This window comes from Pantoea sp. X85, assembly GCF_029623675.1.
Classification (GTDB): Bacteria; Pseudomonadota; Gammaproteobacteria; order Enterobacterales; family Enterobacteriaceae; genus Pantoea; species Pantoea leporis.
The window spans coordinates 4,099,287-4,116,408 of record NZ_CP121108.1; the positions used below are offsets into that span (position 1 = coordinate 4,099,287).

The 17,122-nt window shown below is 48.8% G+C and carries 20 protein-coding genes; 17 read left to right on the forward strand and 3 right to left on the reverse strand.

Annotated elements, in window-relative coordinates:
• Positions 1-9 precede the first annotated feature (9 nt).
• The 12 genes from P6287_RS19165 (at position 10) to P6287_RS19220 (ending at position 10,681) form a co-directional block, all read left to right on the forward strand.
• On the forward strand, positions 10-366 hold the full coding sequence (locus P6287_RS19165) for a hypothetical protein (RefSeq protein WP_277974264.1): 357 nt from the start codon (positions 10-12) through the stop codon (positions 364-366).
• Positions 359-3,142 carry a TOPRIM and DUF927 domain-containing protein gene (locus P6287_RS19170; protein WP_277974265.1) on the forward strand — a complete coding sequence of 928 codons (2,784 nt, stop codon included), beginning with the start codon at positions 359-361 and terminating at the stop codon, positions 3,140-3,142. Before P6287_RS19165 ends, P6287_RS19170 begins: the two co-directional genes overlap by 8 nt.
• Positions 3,143-3,314: 172 nt before the next feature.
• Positions 3,315-3,584, forward strand: coding sequence for a PerC family transcriptional regulator (locus P6287_RS19175; protein WP_277974266.1), 270 nt, complete (start codon positions 3,315-3,317; stop codon positions 3,582-3,584).
• Positions 3,585-3,687: 103 nt separating this feature from the next.
• Complete coding sequence (locus P6287_RS19180; protein WP_033752613.1) at positions 3,688-4,044, forward strand: hypothetical protein; 357 nt, start codon at positions 3,688-3,690, stop codon at positions 4,042-4,044.
• A 42-nt stretch (positions 4,045-4,086) separates the two neighbouring features.
• The gene (locus tag P6287_RS19185; protein WP_277974267.1) at positions 4,087-5,226 is read left to right on the forward strand and encodes a hypothetical protein; all 1,140 of its coding nucleotides are present in this window, start codon (positions 4,087-4,089) and stop codon (positions 5,224-5,226) included.
• 193 nt (positions 5,227-5,419) lie between these two features.
• Entirely contained in the window at positions 5,420-5,593 is a 174-nt protein-coding gene (locus P6287_RS19190; protein ID WP_277974268.1) for a hypothetical protein, read from the forward strand.
• A complete protein-coding gene (locus tag P6287_RS19195) occupies positions 5,593-5,919 on the forward strand; it encodes a hypothetical protein (RefSeq protein WP_277974269.1) in 327 nt (108 codons plus the stop codon). Before P6287_RS19190 ends, P6287_RS19195 begins: the two co-directional genes overlap by 1 nt.
• A gap of 11 nt (positions 5,920-5,930) precedes the next feature.
• Positions 5,931-9,341: a tape measure protein gene (locus tag P6287_RS19200; RefSeq protein ID WP_277974270.1), complete on the forward strand. Its 3,411-nt coding sequence runs from the start codon at positions 5,931-5,933 to the stop codon at positions 9,339-9,341.
• Positions 9,342-9,436: 95 nt separating this feature from the next.
• Positions 9,437-9,595, forward strand: a complete 159-nt coding sequence (locus tag P6287_RS19205; protein WP_277974271.1) for a hypothetical protein — start codon at positions 9,437-9,439, stop codon at positions 9,593-9,595.
• Positions 9,596-9,756: 161 nt separating this feature from the next.
• Complete coding sequence (locus P6287_RS19210; RefSeq protein ID WP_277974272.1) at positions 9,757-10,026, forward strand: ribbon-helix-helix domain-containing protein; 270 nt, start codon at positions 9,757-9,759, stop codon at positions 10,024-10,026.
• A 63-nt stretch (positions 10,027-10,089) separates the two neighbouring features.
• Entirely contained in the window at positions 10,090-10,413 is a 324-nt protein-coding gene (locus tag P6287_RS19215) for an HGGxSTG domain-containing protein (RefSeq protein WP_277974273.1), read from the forward strand.
• Between the two features lie 88 nt (positions 10,414-10,501).
• Positions 10,502-10,681 (forward strand): hypothetical protein, encoded by a 180-nt coding sequence (locus tag P6287_RS19220; protein WP_277974274.1) that lies wholly within the window; start codon positions 10,502-10,504, stop codon positions 10,679-10,681.
• Positions 10,682-10,777: 96 nt separating this feature from the next.
• Here the strand turns inward: P6287_RS19220 and P6287_RS19225 are convergent, their stop codons facing one another.
• Entirely contained in the window at positions 10,778-11,119 is a 342-nt protein-coding gene (locus P6287_RS19225; protein ID WP_277974275.1) for a hypothetical protein, read from the reverse strand.
• Positions 11,120-11,660: 541 nt separating this feature from the next.
• Between P6287_RS19225 and P6287_RS19235 the strand changes: the two genes are divergently transcribed.
• The 4 genes from P6287_RS19235 (at position 11,661) to P6287_RS19250 (ending at position 13,562) form a co-directional block, all read left to right on the forward strand.
• On the forward strand, positions 11,661-12,002 hold the full coding sequence (locus P6287_RS19235) for a helix-turn-helix domain-containing protein (RefSeq protein ID WP_277974277.1): 342 nt from the start codon (positions 11,661-11,663) through the stop codon (positions 12,000-12,002).
• A 337-nt stretch (positions 12,003-12,339) separates the two neighbouring features.
• Entirely contained in the window at positions 12,340-12,909 is a 570-nt protein-coding gene (locus P6287_RS19240; RefSeq protein WP_277974278.1) for a hypothetical protein, read from the forward strand.
• A 15-nt stretch (positions 12,910-12,924) separates the two neighbouring features.
• Entirely contained in the window at positions 12,925-13,158 is a 234-nt protein-coding gene (locus tag P6287_RS19245) for a hypothetical protein (protein ID WP_277974279.1), read from the forward strand.
• A 2-nt stretch (positions 13,159-13,160) separates the two neighbouring features.
• Positions 13,161-13,562 carry a protein-export chaperone SecB gene (locus P6287_RS19250; RefSeq protein ID WP_277974280.1) on the forward strand — a complete coding sequence of 134 codons (402 nt, stop codon included), beginning with the start codon at positions 13,161-13,163 and terminating at the stop codon, positions 13,560-13,562.
• A 25-nt stretch (positions 13,563-13,587) separates the two neighbouring features.
• Here the strand turns inward: P6287_RS19250 and P6287_RS19255 are convergent, their stop codons facing one another.
• On the reverse strand, positions 13,588-13,983 hold the full coding sequence (locus P6287_RS19255) for a hypothetical protein (protein ID WP_277974281.1): 396 nt from the start codon (positions 13,981-13,983) through the stop codon (positions 13,588-13,590).
• Positions 13,984-15,182: 1,199 nt separating this feature from the next.
• Positions 15,183-16,112 (reverse strand): haloacid dehalogenase-like hydrolase, encoded by a 930-nt coding sequence (locus tag P6287_RS19260; RefSeq protein WP_277974282.1) that lies wholly within the window; start codon positions 16,110-16,112, stop codon positions 15,183-15,185.
• Between the two features lie 478 nt (positions 16,113-16,590).
• Between P6287_RS19260 and P6287_RS19265 the strand changes: the two genes are divergently transcribed.
• Positions 16,591-17,118 (forward strand): fimbrial protein, encoded by a 528-nt coding sequence (locus P6287_RS19265; protein WP_101760694.1) that lies wholly within the window; start codon positions 16,591-16,593, stop codon positions 17,116-17,118.
• Positions 17,119-17,122 lie beyond the last annotated feature (4 nt).

A 17,122-nucleotide genomic window follows, 5' to 3' on the forward strand; every position in this document is an offset into this window, starting at 1 on the left:
GGGAAATTAATGACGATCATGACTAAAAACTTCCGCCTGAATGCGCTCGCTAACCAGTACTCCGCAGCCATTTATAACCACATCCGGGAGCAGAACGGCGGCGCCTGGTTTCCGATGAATGTTAATGGCCAGCGGATTGAGGTTGCCATTACCGACGGCTCCGCAGGTATCAGGCTGCTGGTGGACAGTTATCTGCTTGAGCCGCTGAAGCAGGAATATTCCCACTGGGAGCAGCTTGCATCGAATCTGCTGAACCTGTGCCTAGAAGGAAATGAGCCGACTGAGCGTGGAAAAGATATCTGGCAAAGCATGATTAACGATATGAGCACCACACTCTCGAAGAAAGGGAGTCCTTTCCATGCGTAATTATGACCTTATCCGGGAGACTACCAGCGCAGCGGCTAACCGCTGGCCGCTGGTGCTGAGCCAGCTCGGAATTAAAGTGCCCCGTTCTCCCCGCCAGCACGCGCCCTGCCCCGCCTGCGGTGGTGTTGACCGCTTTCGCTTCGATGACAAAGGGCGTGGCAGTTTCTTCTGCAATCAGTGCGGTGCGGGTGACGGCTTAGACCTGATCCAGCGAGTCAACGAGTGCGGGGCAACTGAGGCCGCACGCCTGGCTGCTGATGTGCTGGGTATTGATTACCGGGCAACAGAAACTGACCAGAAAGCAGCCAGCCAGAGAAGGCAGCAACTCGACGAACAGCGCCACCAGCAGGAGCAGGAGCGCCAGAAGAAAGAGTCAGCCGAGGCCGCACACCGTCGCGATAGTTTTGTGAGCCACTATCAGAGGCTGGCAGAGCAATCTACTCCGGGTGAAAGCGAATACCTGATCGCCAAAGGGCTGGACGGCTTCCCCCTGCCGTGCCTGCCCGATGGTTCAATTCTGCTTTCGCTGGTGGATGAATCCGGAGATGTAGCAGCAGCGCAGACCATTACGCCGCAGGGCGAAAAAAAGGTTCTCTATGGCTCTTCCAAGCGCGGTGCGTGGCACCTCGTTAACCAGCCGCAGGACGTTAGCGAAATCATCATCGCTGAAGGGCTGGCTACGACACTCACCGCTCACCTGATGCGCCCCACAGCGCTTGCAGTCGTGGCGCTCGACGCCGGTAACCTCCCCACGGTAGCGCAGGCTATGAGCCAGCTTTACCCGGAGGCCAAAATCATAATCGCTGCTGATAACGACTGGCATGAACCGGGTGAGCTCGACGAACACGGCAAGCCGAAAGTTAACGGTGGAAAGATATTCGCCGTAAAAGCCGCTGAAGCCGTTAATGGCTATGTCTCATTACCACCCACCAGCTACAAGGCTGACTGGGATGATTACCGCCAGCAAAACGGGCTGGATAGCGCCACGACAGCATTCAACGATTCATTGTACCAACCGCAGGGGGAAAGCATGTGCGCTCAACTGGAAGTGATTGAAGGCGGCAAAGCAACCGCGACGGATCGCGATGCGCTAAAACCCCGGATTGAAAGCCGTCAGGATGGCGTGTACTGGGTTGAGCCAAACACCGATAAGCAGACCGGGGAAATCATCAACCGTGAAAGCTGGCTCTGCTCTCCCCTGCAGGTGATCGGCACCGGGCGCGATGACAAAGACCAGTATCTGATACTTCGCTGGCTGGCCTGGGGCTCAGACAGTGAAACCACACAGGCTATCCCGCTTGCAGACATTGGTGAGCGAGAAGGATGGAGAACACTCAAAGCTGGTGGCGTGAACGTCACAACTAAAAGCGGCCTGAGAGCGATTCTGGCGGACTGGTTACAGCGGAACGGGTCACGAGAGGTATGGAGAGTCGCGCACGCTACAGGGTGGCAGTGCGGCGCTTATATCATGCCTGACGGTGAAATCATCGGCACACCAGATAAGCCGGTGCTGTTCAACGGGCGCAGCTCAGCCGCTGCCGGTTACACCTGCAAAGGGAATGCGGCTGGCTGGCGTCAAAGTGTTGGCTCACTGGCTGCAGGCAATTACTCAATGATGACCGGCGTTGCTGCTGCGCTGGCTGCTCCACTGATTGGCCTGGCGGGCGCTGATGGGTTCGGTATTCACTTCTATGAACAATCGAGCGCCGGTAAAACCACAACCGCCAACGTTGCCAGCAGCCTTTACGGTAACCCTGACCAGCTGCGCCTGACGTGGTACGGCACCGCATTGGGCCTGGCGAACGAAGCCGCCGCGCACAACGACGCGCTGATGCCGCTGGATGAGGTAGGACAAGGCGCGGATCCGGTTAGCGTCTCACAATCAGCTTACGCCCTGTTCAACGGAGTGGGAAAACTGCAGGGAGCCAAAGAAGGCGGCAACCGTGACCTGAAGCGCTGGCGCACCGTGGCAATCAGCACCGGCGAAATGGATTTAGAAACGTTTATCGCAATGGCCGGGCGCAAGGCCAAAGCGGGCCAGCTGGTCAGGCTCCTGAATATACCGCTGAGTAAGGCTGTGAGATTCCACCAGCATGAGAACGGCAAACAGCACGCCGACGCCCTGAAGGATGCCTGGCAGAATCACCACGGCGCAGCAGGTCGGAAGTGGATTAAATGGTTAGCTGGCAATCAGCAGCAGGCCACTGAGGCTGTCAGGGAGGCAGAGGCCCGCTGGCGCGGCCTGATTCCGGCAGAATACGGCGAGCAGGTTCATCGCGTAGGCGCACGCTTTGCCATTCTCGAGGCTGCGCTGCTGCTGGGCCGGGTTATCACCGGATGGGATGAGCAAACCTGCCGTGATGCCGTTCAGCACAGCTATAACGCATGGGTGAGAGAATTTGGCACAGGTAACAAAGAGCATCAGCAAATCATTGCTCAGTGCGAAGCATTTCTGAATGCCAATGGTTTCAGCCGGTTCGCCCCATTCCCGTATGACCCTCAATCGCTGCCTATCCGTGAGATGGCGGGCTATCGCGCCAGCGGCAACCATGAAGATGATCCAATCGTCTTTTACACCTTCCCGGCAACGTTTGAGCAGGAGATCGCCAGCGGTTTCAACCCGAAGCAGTTCGCTCGCGTGCTGGTAGAAAGCGGAATGATGACACCACCAGCCAGCGGCAGAGGATTCCAGCGTAAGTCACCGAGGATTAACAAGCGGCAGTACAACGTCTATGTCATCCAGTACCGGCCAGAGGATGAGGCCGAAGAGGATTAATCCTCACACGTGAGAGAAATAGTGTTGGTTCAGTTGGTTCAGTTAGTTCATTTGTTTTCATGCTCTGATTTTAAAAGCGTTTTATCTAAAAACTGAACCAACACTGAACCAACAAATGGCTGTTTTGAACCAACAAACTCAGCGTAAAACATGTTTATTCAGGATGCCGCGCATGGTAAATGACAAAAAAGCAGAAGAGCTTGAGGCGAAAGGCCTGTACAGAAGAGCGGCCTCTCGCTGGCTGGAAGTGTTTGACCAATGTGACACTGAATCCGGTCGTGAATGGCTCAGAAACCGGCGTAATGAATGTCTGGCTAAGCGCGTTAAGCGTGCTGTGATTATCGAGTCATTTGGTGATGTGACCAAAGCGGCGGCAGATACACAGCGCAGGATGGGCTTAGCTAAGCCGGGCGGCGAGGCATTCAGATTAAAAACTAAGTGAGTTATCCATCGAGTAAGACCGGAAAACAAAGGCGTAACAACAATTGCAATGTTAACAATTATTGATAGGATGTTTCCGATTGCAATTAATGGAAATATAAATAATGAAAAAGGTTTTGGCAGTGGCGCTTGGGGCGCTGTTACTTTCGGGATGTACTGTGCGTGTTGCTGATATGACTGTCGCAAGTACCAAAAACTACAATCTGAACGCAGCTAAGTTTGAGAAAGGCGCTCGCGTTACCGGCGAAGATAAAGCGCCAATCGTAATTTTCCCTTTAGGTATTCCGAACGTTAAAACGGCGATGGATCATGCTATTGAGAAAGATAAGTGTGCGGTAGGATTGAGTGACGTGGTTATCTACCAGTTAAACCACGCCTTCCTCTTCGGCACCTACGGTTTCCGTGTTGAGGGAACGCAAATCATCGATAAATCACAGATGGGATGTGAAAACCACATCTGATCCTAAGCCACCTTCGGGTGGCTTTTTCAATGGGGCAAGGAAATGAAAAAGTCTATTCTGGCATGTCTTACATTTGTGTTCATTTTGACAGGATGTGGCCCAAAAGAGCTTTCTCCTGAAGAGAAACAAAAGGTAGAGCAACTCAAGATGGAATTATCACAAACAGAAAGTGATATCTCGTCTGCGAATGCCGCAAATCAGAATTACTCTGGCGGGCTGATTAAGACATTAATCAACGCCAGAGTGGAGGTTCTCAAAACAAACCAGGCGCTAATTAAGCAGCGAATTGATGCTATTGAATCAGGCGCAAAAATAACAATGGATGTGCCAGGAGCAAAACCTGATGAGGCGACGGCTGAGTCAGTGAAGAGCGAAATAGATGCGTTAAATGCTCAGATTTCTCAGGCTAAATCAGAAGCCAACCAGTATAGCGGTGGCCTGGTTCTTGCGATGAAACTGGCAGCAATCGCAACTCAAGAGCAAACCATGGCGATGCTTCAACAACGCTATTTGTCAGCCAAGTATGGACTTGCTAACGCTATGCCATCTGATTTGAAGCAGGGCAATGTTGCTGAAGCAAAGCAAATCGATAAACCAGCTCAGACTAGCAATAATCAGCCATTACTTCCGCCGGGAGATGGGCCATTTGGCTTGGAATCAGGTTTAAGCAAAAAGAATATCGAAGATATGACCGGTGAAGAGCTCAAGCCCTATGAGGGCGTGCCAAATCTCTATACGGTAAAGTCTCCACCAAAAAAGAACGCTGAATTTGAGGGTTTTGGTCTATTAATTTCGCCAAAGTCTGGCCTATGTCAAATCAGAGCGTTAGGTAAAAATATTGATACAGACAGCTATGGACTTGCGCTCCAGTCAAAATACAAAGAGCTTATGGATTCTCTATCTTCAATCTATGGCAAACCTAAAAGTACCGATTTTTTACTTTCAGGCTCAATCTGGAAAGAACCTCAAGACTGGATGATGGCGCTAAACAAAAAGGAACGCTTCCTCTCAACCCTATGGGAAGGATCGCCCGCAACACCTCTCAAAAACAAACTTGCATTGGTATCCATGGAAGCTAGAGCCAATAGCTCTGGCAAGGGGTATGTTTTCCTTCAGTATGATTTTGACAACATAGATGCTTGCAACGTGGAGATTGAGGACGCTAAGAAAAGCTCGTTATAAACCTTCTTCTGTATTTTGCTATATAAGCGCTTATAAAATTTTTCGACCACACCACACCTCGCTTCGGCGAGGTTTTTTATGTGCAAAATATTCGATCGAAACGATCAAATCATCGTTTCATAAATTGGCATATAAATATTAATCATTTCATTTAACGCAATTATAATCACTGTATATTTATCAGGAGGTGATTATGATTCCGAATCGCGTTAAGCCCGTACTTCTCAGCATTGAACAACTCGAAGCACTCCGCAAAATTCAGGAGCAGGAGCGCGCCAAATCCGTGCTAGGCGTAGCTCCAACCATTCATGTTATTGCTCGCGGCCTAATGGATAAAGCACTCGCACAGCTGGCGCAGGAGGCTTAATGGAACAACTCCAACGCTTAGCTGAAACCATTGCAGAAACCTACATTCGCGATCTTCAGCGCAGTAATGGTAACGCCATCGTCACCCATGATGACCAATCCGGCGAAGTGAAAAGAGAGCAACTGGCATCAGGGCTGGTGGATAACTGTATTTCTGCAGCTAAAAACCTCAACCGGGAGAACTTTGAGCACGAGGCTTACATGATGCTTGGCAAATTAATCTCCCTAGATGGCCGTGAATACCAGATTACTCGCCACGGCCGCGCCGTTATCGACACCATGAGCCGCAGCGCCCTATCTAAAGGCGCAAAGCCAGTTAGTCACTAAGAGGTGTTGATATGGCAGGCACGATGAACGCAGGCAGGCTCGTTTATGAAGTAGATATGGATACTCGCAGGCTGCTAGATGCCAGGCGTGAAATAGACGCGGCCTTGAATGGTCTTGGCGGCACTGTCGGACGCTTAGACGTTAGCGTTAACCGGGCTGAAAGGTCTGTTTCTTCACTCCAACGCACAATGTCAGGATTGAGCGCAGTAGCTCGCAGCGTGATTGCGGCTATCTCAGTTCAGCAGGTAGCCGCGTATGGCAATGAGTGGGTAACGGTCAACAACAAACTGGCTAACTCCGTTCGGGCCAATGAATCACTGGCGGAGGTGACACAGCGCGTTTTCGACATTTCTCAGAACACCATGAGCAGCCTGGCGGCAACGGCAACGCTCTATGGCCGCCTTGAGCGTGCAACTCGAAGCGCCGGCACTAGCACGCAAGATCTCATCACGCTGACTGAAACCATTAACAAGGGGTTAGCGGTATCTGGCGCCACCACTGAAGAAGCCAGCTCAACGATGACGCAGCTTTCACAGGCTCTCGCGTCTGGCGTTCTGCGCGGTGAGGAGTTCAATTCAATTTCAGAAAATGGTAGCCGCTTAGCTGTGGCGCTTGCTGATTCGCTGGGAGTAACTATTGGACAGCTCCGAGCGATGGCGGCGCAAGGAAAGCTGACAACAGAAGTGGTTGTGAATGGGTTGCTAAAACAGAGCGGAGCGATTGCCAAGGAGTTTGCAAACACCACCGTTACAATGGGCCAGGCATTCACGATCGCCACCAACAACATCACTAAGTTCGTTGGGGAAAGTTCAAGCGTTTCCACTTCAATTCGCGTGTTTAATGAGGGCGTGATTTCCCTCAGTCAAAATCTGGATGTTGTAGCGAATGCGATCGCCGTCGCAGCAGTCATTTTTGGCGGCCGTTTTGCGGGTGCGCTGGCTCTGGCAATGAAAGCTCGTATTGATGACATGTTGGCGGCGAAAGCACAGGCCAAAGCAACAGCCGAAACCGCTGCCGCTACAGCGAATGCCGCACGCGTCTCAGCTATCAAGGCTGGTCTCGATAAAGAGCAGGCGTTATCTAATTTGGCTTTGGCTCAGGCGGAATATAACGTCGCCAGAGGAACAGCGGCAGAGGCTTTTGCTCTCGATAACCTGATAGCGAAGAAATCAATCGCTATCCAGATGTCAGCGACTCACGCAGAGACCCAGCTTGCAGAGGCGGCGGCAACGCGCACGGCTACGGCAGCAGCAGCGGCAGCCACAACGACCATTGGCGGCCTTGCGAGAAACGCTCTGGCTTTAATAGGTGGCCCAACTGGTTTCGCCATGATTGCGGCGGCAGGATTGTTCTATTTTTACCAGAAAGCTCAGCAGGCTAAACAGGAAAGCATCGAATTCGCCAGCACACTGGATACCGTCATTTCCAAGATGAAAGAAATGAGCCAGGTACAGCTAAAAGGTGACCTTGCTAAGACCGCCGATGCGGTAGACGCATTGAGGGAAAAGCTTGCTGACCAGACAAAGGAGCAAGACAGAGCCAGAGATAGTGTTTCTGAGTTCCAACGCCAACTTGATGGATTGAGGAAATCAGGTGCGCCGCTTGAAGTGGTAAATGATGCCCAAAAGCGGCTCACTGATTCGATGAGAGCTCTAGATAAGGCCTCATCTGATGTTGATACCACATCAACATTGCTGGGCTCTACACTCAAAAAACAGGGACAAATTCAGGAAGAATTAAATCAGAAAGTTAGGGAGTCGGACGCCGCCTTTAAAGTGCTTGCAAACAACCTCATGGAGAGAATACCTAACGCCAGTTCAGCAGCTATTGCTGCGATGGTCTCCACGATGCAGGTTCTGGATGAAATGAATGCCAAGGTAAGTGGCGGAGTCAAACCTAAAGAGCCTGAGCTATCCAGCAAAGCACAAGATCTTATTCGAAATGCCGAACGCAGGCTGGCGCTATCGAAGCTCGAAGGTGAAGCGAGAGCCCGCCTACAAGCGCAGTACGACGCAGAAGATGCTGGTCTGACCGACGGAAAGGAAATTAAGAATCTGCAGGATAAATATGCAGCCACTCAGAAAAATACAGCAGCAAAAAAGGCTGGCAACGCGGAGGATAAAAAATCAGCCGCGCAAACTGAATCCATAACTCAGAAAATCGAAAATCTACGCCAACAATCTGAGCTATCGGCAGACTCAACCACTGAGATGAGCCGTGCTCAGGCCGTTCTCCAGGCTCAGTTGTCACTGGGAAAAGGGGCCACTCAGGATCAGATTGCGCTTGCCGGTAAGTATCGTGGCGAGATATGGGATACGTCCGCAGCAATCCGCGCACAGGCGGCCGCTATGAAGCTAATTCCTGAGCAGGCAGAAAACACTCGATACAAACAAGATGTTGCCGATCTCAAAATCGCGCTGGAACAAAAGACCATCACGCAGAAGCAGCACGACACAGCCGCCGAGCAGATGGAACAACAGCACCAGGTAAATTTAGCCCGAATCCGGGCAACGCAGAATGCCGGAATTACCCCACTACAGGAAGCGCAAGGCACTATAGATCCCGTTCAGGCGCTGGCTAATGAGAACGCCAAAAAGCTCGCATTGATACAGGAGTTCGAAACTGCCAAGGGGCAAATCACGCTCAATGGCCTGGCATTAATGAATGCTGCTAACACGCAATATGAGCAACAGCGCATAGCGGCTCAGTGGGAGATTTATCGCAACCAGAGCGCCGCTAACAGCCTTTTGGCTGACGCGGTTGATTCTCTTCAGGGTGGCGCGACTAATGCCATTACCGGCCTTCTGAATGGCACTCAGAGCCTCAGTGAGGCATTCGCCAACATCGGCACCACAATCCTCAATAGCGTCGTGAGTGGACTGGTGGAGATGGGCCTTCAATATGTGAAAAACATGATGATAGGTCAGGTGGCGGCAACCGCAGCGCTTACCTCTACAGCAACTCAGGCAACCGCAGCAACTGGAATGTGGGCACCGGCAGCAATGAGCGCCTCTATCGCCACGATGGGGGCAGCGTCAACTGTAGGCTCAACAGCCTACTCAACCGCATTAATGGCTTCTAAAGGATTGGCAGTGGCCGGGGCGCGTGAGCATGGCGGGCCTGTTCTGGCTAACTCAATGTACCGGGTGGGCGAAGGCGGTAAGCCGGAGATTTTCAAAGCCAGCAACGGCAGCCAGTACATGATCCCGGGCGATAACGGCTCGGTAATCAGCAATAAGGATATTAGCGGCTCTGGAGGCAATAGCCCGGGCATTCAGCAGCACAACTATTTCACCATTCAATCCAGCACCGGTGATCCACAGGAACTCGCTAATCAGATGGCAAAAATCGCTTATGAGCAATCACTGCGCGCCATCCAAGACCAGCAAAGGCCAGGAGGGACGCTACCCAGAAAACGATAACCCAATCGCCGACCTGAATCATTTCACTGGCCGGCGACGCTTACTAACCAGCTGCTGTGTTTGAGCAGATTCCATAATAAATCAGGAGATATCACATGAATTTAGAACAGAAATTTGCAGCGTTAAAGGCGGAGTTAGCTGAGGTAAAAGCGCAGATGAAAGCACCTGAAGAGCTGGCAAAGATTGTGCGCGAAACAACAATCGAAACGATTAAGAACGCCCAGCGCCCCGGTGGCTTGCTCCACAAAAAGTAATCTGAACGATCGCAGGGACGCGATCATGTTGAGTTTGGTCAAGCTATGGGAAGAGTCAGTGATGATTTCAGGACACGTTAGGCCGATTAGCTTTGATGATTTTCACACCATTACGCACGCACGCGCGAGTTCTGAGACAAAGTGACAGAAAGTCACTCTGTGTGAACAAAATCGGCCGCCAAATGAAGGTTAAAAACATGGCTTCAAGCATCAAAAAGCAGGTTAACCGGTACTTTAACGGTGCGCCCACCAGCCGCCTGATAGTAACCGTTGAATGTGAGCTGGTAGATAAGCTGGATAGCATGATTAAACGCCGTGGCGGCGATTACAGTCATCCCTGCTTTGGTAACCGGGCTGAGTTTGTGCGTCAGGCGATCGCTGAAAAATTAGAGCGTGAACAACGCCAAGTTCGCACTGTGGTTCGCGGCTAAAGTTCGCACGCATTGCCCTACCCCATGAATACCTGACAAAAGTTAACTTTGAGGCGAAACGAGATGGACAGCAGGGCAGCACTACTTAAGCAGCTGAAAGCCTATCACCAGCGCAGCAGAGAGCGATTTGACCGATGGCAGGAGTCAGGGTATCGACACGAATTAAAGCCTATCCATGAGCCGATTCAGGAAGAATTACGCCACATCCCATGCGCAGCTAAGACCAGAGCGGGAACTCCGTGCAAGCGCACTGACATCAGCGCAAATGGTCGCTGCAAATTTCACGGCGGCCATAGTACCGGCGCACGAACGGCTGAAGGCAAAGCCCGCCAGTTGGAAGGATATCGACGTTGGCAACTGCATAAAAAAACTCTTAGTGATCATTAAGTGCACACATCGCGATTATCTAATCTGCTGTGATAACATTTGACAGCTTCACGTTGATTTAAACTTAGTCTAAAACAGCAGGTGCCTTATGACAGATTATGATGACGACCAGTTTGATGATGAAGAGTTAGATGACGAAGAGATCGAAGACGATTCAGAAGAAGACGACGAAGATTTTGTTCCTGATTATGGTTATGAAAATGACGATGATAATTGGGACGCAGCACACGATGACGTTATAAAGCAGATGGAGAAAGGTGAAGACTGATATCTCCCACCCATTAATTAAACCGCCCTCGGGCGGTTTTTTAATGCAGGAAAATTGCTCCATGCAAGTTAGGTAGGCTTCAATTGGGCTTGCAATTCAATCGTCTTCATCTTCATCAAAAGCGTCCACATTTTGATTTTTATTACATTCAAAAGCCTTAGTGACCCTCACAGGCGCCTTACGGTATTTACGAACTAAACCAGCCTCAATAAAAGCAAAAACCCCATCTAAATCAATCATTACCAAGTCAATATCTAAGCACGCAACATAAAGTTTTGCCAAAGTAGTTTCATGAAGTTTTGACGTTCCCAGCAAGTCCCTCATTTGCTCTCTATCGATAATGAATCGACCACGAGTTTTCCCACCAAACGTTGCTTCATAGATTTCACGATTCAATATATCGGCAACTTCATCAATGCGCTCTTGAGTGACCTTCATTATTACCCCCAGATGGAATTTAGTTAGCCATAGATTCAATTTACCCACCTATAGTGCACATGAACTCCCATATGGTCAATTGAATTTCACTATAGATGGAAAATAACACCCCTGAGATGTAAAAAGCAGTCTTGAACTAACTAAATGTATGATTCCACATATGTCGAAGAGATGAAGTTGACGCCACCAGCCGCATTTAGCATAAAGAATGACTTAACGTTCACTGTAAACAGGCGCGTGCGAAATGATTAACCGATATAAGATTGAGATGACGTTGCTACGTATTGCCCGCCAGAATGGCGAACCGCTGGATAGGCATACCCTCTATACGATCCGTACCAGCGTGGCACAGGCTCTACAGGCTAAAGAACGCCATCGACAGCGAATGACGGCGCCAGAGTTTAAATGGCAGAAACCACCAAGAAGGCGGTTATTGTCACCGAAAGGCTAATTCTACAAAAGTATAATTAGCTAACTGTAACGTTACCGTCCTATCAACTATAAACCCATGTTGTGACGATGTATTCAAGTGAGAAACCTTATGAAACTGGAAAAGCTCACTCTTACCAGAAAAGAAGCCGCGGTAATCTTAGGCATCTCAACCGCCACCGTTAGTCAGTGGGTAAAAACCGGCAGATTGCGCGCCATTAAGATAAGCGATAAAGAAAACTCACGTTACCTCTTTACTCGAGAAGACTGCATAGCTGCTTTAAGGCATGGACAAACTGACCAGCTAACATCACGGAATTTTTCACCAACCCAATCAGCAGAGCCTTCTCAAACTGATGTGATCAGATCAAACAGAAACGACGCTGCTAAGCGGCTGGAAGAGGTGCTCAAACAGCGAAGCACCAACGCTAAAAGGCGCAACAGTATTGGCTAGGCTATGATTGGGTCGACCTTGAAATAATCTCCCTGACTCAAAAAAATTTCGAGTTAACGCACTATTAGGTAAGGGTAAAGGTTATACAAACGCTAAGTTTTAACCTAAAGATTAAGATTAACGTGCCGAAATTATCTAGAGTGCGGCAAGTTTTTGGATTTTAGCCTTCTACATAGTATGTTGATGTTAAGCATGTATGGGCGTTAAAAGTGCCTGTTAAACATACATTGGCTATGTGATGAAAAAGTGTATAATTCGCACCCAATGAATTAGGAGTTGTCTTAAAGAAAAGTCAACACTAATTAAATCAACGAATTAGCTGGTGGTACTGTTACGCATGGGTCGCCAAACTCACGTTGGATATCACAACTGTCGTGATGAAGGAGGCTATGATCATCTTCGCAGCAGCGTCCCTTTCTTAAGCGGCGGCGGTGATAATCAATGGCTTACTCAAGGTTATTACTTCTGGACTGATTCGCTCTACTGGGCTGAAAGGTGGAATCTAGGTCAGAAGACAACTATCAGTGAATTCACCATCACGTTTCATGAGGATGATGAGCTGCTAGACTTGGTTGGCAATACGCGTCAGATGTTTGAATTTCAAACTATGCGTAATCGTGTTGCGAAACATCTTAAAGTTCGTGATGTTGCTAAGGTTACTGTAAGTCAAGTGATAGCATACTTCAGGAAACTAGAAGGGCAGTCTAAGTCGTCGGGACTTTTCCCTTACTTAGCTGTCAAAGCACAAGACAACGCTAAAGTGGGCTTCTTCAAAAGCATGCTCTTTACCAAGTATCGCCGTGAAGAACTTTGTTTAGCAACAAGGCAACAAATGTGCGTTTTTGCTCACGCAAGGGACAGAATCACTTTCACATGTTTCGTGTCCCCACAAGAGTACAAAAAATAATATCAGGAGGAAATTATGCTTTCCTTTGAAGAAAGAATGGCTTTGTTAGACGCAGCGCTTGAAGAACATACACCGGAATCTCTCTTTGCGGAGCTATCAGGATTCCCAGCTTTCGGACCATCCTTGGCTGCGCACGTAGTCTCAGTGTCTGAAAGTGTTATTGTCATCGAGCCTAGCAATCTCGATGCTCCAACCCGAGGAAATATTACCTTTTCTTCGGAAGCTTATGACATGGGTGAAGCGGCATAGCCATGAAGCTTTCATTAAGTGAAAACAAGGTTAATCAGTTGATTTTGGTTGATGCTGAAGAGGATCAAACCTTGAGCTCCGACTTCAATTTGAACTTTGAACCTGTTTTCTTAGAGGAAAACCCTAGGCAATTCAAAATATTATTCGATTTTGAATACATAACTGCAGATAAAAAATATCTTAGAGTGGATTTTCATAGCTACTTTGTAACTGACTCAGATATTGACGATGGATTTCGCACCTCCAAGTTTCCTGTGGTTAACGCTCCAGCCATAGCATTCCCTTTTTTAAGGGCGTTCCTGGCTAACCTGCTCATCAGTAGTGGGCATCAACCGATTTTGCTGCCGAGTATAAATTTCCAAAATTTTGCTCAAGAAAATATACCAAAGCCGGTAGCACTCTAGAAAAAGGGCTCATGCAAGTGAGCCCTTATCGTTTGCGCTTCCAAGCGCTGTAAATATCCTTGTCCCACGCCTTTCCTGCTTTAGTCTGATAGCCAGCATCATTGAGCCGCTCAGCGATGATGCGCCCGTTATCGAACCCCTGCGCAATAGCATCTTCAACAATGCGCATAACTGCTGGCTCATCGTATGGTAAAGGAGGTATCCCCCGCTTCCCACCAATGAGAGCAGCCGCTGCTACTTCCATTCTTTCCACCAGCGCCATCATACGCGCATCAGGATTGCTCTCAGGCAGGTTCAGCTTCTGCCTGATGGCATCGACTAGCCAGGCGGTTTTATCTCCACCAGCAGCACTCACTGCGCCAGTAAAAGCCTCGCTTAATTCAGCGGGCACTCGGAAGGTAACGGATAGGGATTTGCTCATAACACACCATGCTGGAGGAACAGGCGGCTATTTTATCACTGTAAGACAGTGTAAGACATTAAAATATGTTGGTTCAGAATGCCTCCGTTGTTGGTTCAATTCGGGGTTGTGTTGGTTTACTTTTTTGAAATTAATCCTTTTAAAACAATTACCTTTACGAATTGAACCAACTGAACCAACTGAACGACATGTTTTTGCCTATATAATGTGCGCGAGAAATAGTAACCAAACGTGGTAACCAGTAACCGGGTTTGGTAACCACTACCCCTGATGATCCACCTTTTTGGTACGGGTCGATTCATACAGCTTGGCGCAAGGGTAACCCCATTGTAAGCAAAGTGCCTTTTCACACTTTGGTGACTTAAAAGTCACGCCCCCATTAGCTGGTGGAATGACTATCCACCACCTGAAATTATGGACAGGCCTGGACGGATTAAAAACCGCTACAGTGAGGAGTGCTTGCCCATGCTGTGATCAGCACGGTTCCCAAGATTGTCGCGTCCCAATTTGTGAGTTACCCAAAGTAACGCACACCCCATCATCGGATGCGCCCATCTATCAGCTAAAACTTTGGAATGCTTTGGAAGCTCAGGCACCATGAGATCGATTAACCGGCGGTTTCACTAGGGGTGAGCCCCCTGCTTTGATGGAAGGCTTCTAAAAATAAACATTGATGATGGTATCCAGTTAGCAAGGTATCCATACCGGTATCCACCAAAACAGTCGGTTTCCATTTCGTGGTTTCCACGCCGGTTTCCAGCATAACGACCAATTATCTACATAGGCACGCGAACACAATTATGCGTTGAGCCCACATTTACTTTTATTCACCTTTACAGACTTGGTGCCTTGGAGCACCAAAAACCCCGGGGTAATGAGTGAAACCGGCGAATCTCTGAGGTGACGTGTAAAGGTAAGAGTGGGGAGCGCGGCGAGCAGTACGCACTTTGGTACGCAGTGATGGTACGCATTATTCGTGCGTACTTATGGGGCAGATCAGATTATCATCAAAACCATAGGGCACTAGTTTTTAACGTGTACACAAGAGTGTACCCCCTTAAAAATACTCAACACCATAAGCTAGCAGTAGAAGGGCCTCATGGTAGATACTCAATAATCAGATTCAGAACATCGAGTGATCACGCCCTCCATTAATAACGTCAAGTCCGTCATCCTACGGGCTTGACGATTAATGTGGGTTAACGATTTATTGAGCGTGCCATGCGCGTGTAAGTATGTCGGATACCGCGAATGGCAATGCTGTAAGCCATGATATTTTCAGGCAATGCCATCCCGATGTAACCGGTGTCACCAATATGATGAAGATCTGCGCCCGCCATCTTACTCATTAACGCGATTTGACGAATGGTATTCACATCTGCCCCCTCTTGCGATGTCCCGATCGCTGTCATCGCCAAAGCGCCATGCGAATGAATACATTCAATGAGTGAGGTAACTTTCTGCTGACTCATACCCGGTAGTGTGCCGGGTGCAGGCACTAACACCACATCAACCCCTTGATGCACGAACTCAGCAATATCTTGCTCGGTGAGGATGCCGCTGCCACTCTCCTGAACAATGCCAGCACCATGCATCTTACCGGTGATAATGAGTGCGCTGTTACCAACCGCCTCGCGAATCATTTTCGCCGCTTTAGCCAATGCACGATTGCTTACGCCGTTATTAGGATTGCCCGTGAGAACCAAAATTTTGGATCCCATTTGCACCAAACGGCAGGCGTTTTCCGCTGTTGCCGCGCGCCCTGGCATCATTTGTAATTCATCAAGATGCGTGGCATTAAAATCAGGATCTACCGCTTCAAGATTGACCCCAATAATACGCCCGGTCAGCCGGCATAATTCATGTAAAGTTTGCTCCGGCGCAATGTTTGCGGGCATGCCATGAATAATAGGATTTTCACTGTCGAACATGTTGATTAATACAATATCAGCCCCCTGAGAGGCCGCCAATTCGGCGTTAGTAATATTATGCAGCAAGGGTGAAGTCATGCCGATAGTTTCGCTGACTACCACCCGCCCTTCGCTGGCACGCACAGCATATATCAACGCATCTTTATCCATCGGCAGCAGCTCGGAAGCTGAGCAATCCAGCAAACGTTTATGTGTCATAGAATTTATTCTCTTTGGTAAGCATCAGATTAAGATCGGGAAATTATGCATAAAATAACAGTTAGGGATCCAAAAGATATTCGCCCTGATCAATTCTTCGTAAATATCCCCTGTACCAGGTAGCGAAAGCTATACATGAAAAAAATGTTCATCATCAGGCAACGCCTTATTTCATTTTAAATAAGACATTTTCTTTTCCGTGTATAAGAAATGTCTCTAATTTGAAATTTTCTCCTTAATATCTCTAGCACAAAACTTATTAATGCCCTAAGGATGAAAAGAAAAAGACCCTGTTTTTCTGAATATTACTCGTGATCGTAATATTTTACTTTTCCTATTAATTTTTTCGAGAAACCTGTCGCCCTTCAATTCGTGCACATGCAATGGATCGTTTAAGGAAAGCGAATTTTATGCTCATCACTGTCGCGGTTCTTTTCCTTTGCGCCTTCAAACACCCATATAGGAACAGGTAAATATTATGAGATTTAACAAGATGTCAGTCGCACTCGGCTTGGGATTGATGATGACCGCCAGCCTGGCTAACGCTGTCAATAGCCAGGGTGCAGGTACTGTCACCATTAAGGGCTCAATTATTGATGCACCTTGTTCAATCAACCCAGGCTCGCAGGATCAAACCATTGATCTGGGTCAGGTATCGAAAAAGCAGTTGGCAGCGGGTGGTAAATCAACACCGGTACCCTTCAACATCAAACTGGAGAATTGCGATTTCACCGCAGGTAAAGATGTGAGTGTGACCTTTACCGGACAGGCCTCTGCTGCCGTACCGACTCTAATTGGCATGACCGGTACCGCTAGCGGTGCCAGCATTGGCCTGACAGATGGCTCAGGCCAGCTAATTAAATTGGGTCAGCCATCAACCATGACTCTGCAGAATGGTAGCAACACTTTGTCGTTCTCTGCATATCTGCAGGGTGATGGTGCCTCTGCAACCATCACACCGGGGGTATTTCAAAGCACCGTCGACTTTAGCCTGGATTATCAGTAATCGT